The organism is Streptomyces albus subsp. albus (assembly GCF_000719865.1).
Classification (GTDB): Bacteria; Actinomycetota; Actinomycetes; order Streptomycetales; family Streptomycetaceae; genus Streptomyces; species Streptomyces albus_E.
The window spans coordinates 1-986 of the sequence record NZ_JOID01000086.1 but is presented as its reverse complement, the minus strand read 5'-3'; the positions used below and the strand labels follow the sequence as shown (position 1 = coordinate 986).

Below are 986 nucleotides of genomic sequence, written 5' to 3'. Positions count from 1 at the left end.
CTCCTAGTCGGCGCCCCGGGCATGGGTGTGGGCCCCTCCGCGCGGTGGCGGAGGGGCTGGCCCGGTGGGCCCCGGGGAGTGGTGCCCGCTTGCTGCTTCCCGGATTCAGGTGGTGGGGGTGTGGGGTGGGTTGGTGTAGGTGTGGCCGGTCGGTGCCGTCCAGCGGACCTCACCGGTGCTCGGGTCGCGTTCCACTTCCCATCCGGCGCGGTGTTTCAGCAGGTGGTGGCGTCGGCACAAGGGCATCAGATTGTCCGGCACCGTCGGCCCGCCCGCTTTCGGGTCCTGGTGGTTGAAGGGCTGGATGTGGTCGAGGTCGCAGCGGTGGGCGGGCATCTGGCAGGACGGGAAAGCGCAGGCCGCGTCGCGGGCGATGACGTGCCGTTCGGTCTCGGCGGTGGGCTTGTAGGTGGTGGGGTCGGTCTTGATGAGCACCCCGGTCTTGGGGTGGGTGATCAGACGCCGCCAGATGGTGCCGGGGGCGAGCATGGGCGTCGATCGCGGCGTCCAACTCCGCCGCCTGAGGGGTCGGGAGGAACGCCGTCCAGGTCGCCATGCCGTCCTCGACCGCCCGGTGCCAGATGCTGCGGTCCTCCCGCCGCTTACGGTGCCGCCGCTCCGCACCCAGCGGATCCGCCTTCAACACCGCCCGATTCAACGCCCGGCGGGTCTGTCCCACCGACTGGGCGGGCATCTTCGCCACCACCATCGCCTCCACCCTCCCCGCGGCTTCAGGATCGAGGGTGTGGGTGGTCTCGGTGAGGGCCTTGGCCTGCAGGTAGCAAATCTCCCCGCGCTCCAGCAGGCCGACCGTGGTGGGGAACCGACCCTCCAGGGCGGTGGCCACCGCGAGACGGTCGGCAGCCGTCGTCCCCGACAGCTTCAACGCGCAGGCGACGTCATCGCAGGCGAAGTTCCAGTCGTAGTCCACCCACCCGAATTCGTTCGGCGGCGCCTCCAGCACCTCCGCCTCGACATCGGCCAGC

General features: G+C 70.8%; 1 protein-coding gene and 1 pseudogene. Both read right to left on the bottom strand.

Annotation, left to right across the window (positions count from 1 at the left end; genetic code table 11):
• Positions 1-105 precede the first annotated feature (105 nt).
• Positions 106-489 carry an HNH endonuclease signature motif containing protein gene (locus tag IF83_RS35210; protein ID WP_051723537.1) on the bottom strand — a complete coding sequence of 128 codons (384 nt, stop codon included), beginning with the start codon at positions 487-489 and terminating at the stop codon, positions 106-108.
• A gap of 19 nt (positions 490-508) precedes the next feature.
• A pseudogene (locus IF83_RS35205) lies at positions 509-931 on the bottom strand (DUF222 domain-containing protein); the annotation flags it as partial.
• Positions 932-986: the final 55 nt, after the last annotated feature.

Coding starts and splice junctions, on each gene's coding strand:
- IF83_RS35210 (WP_051723537.1), bottom strand. CDS start 489: ATGCTCGCCCCCGGCACCATCTGGCGGCGTCTGATCACCCACCCCAAG.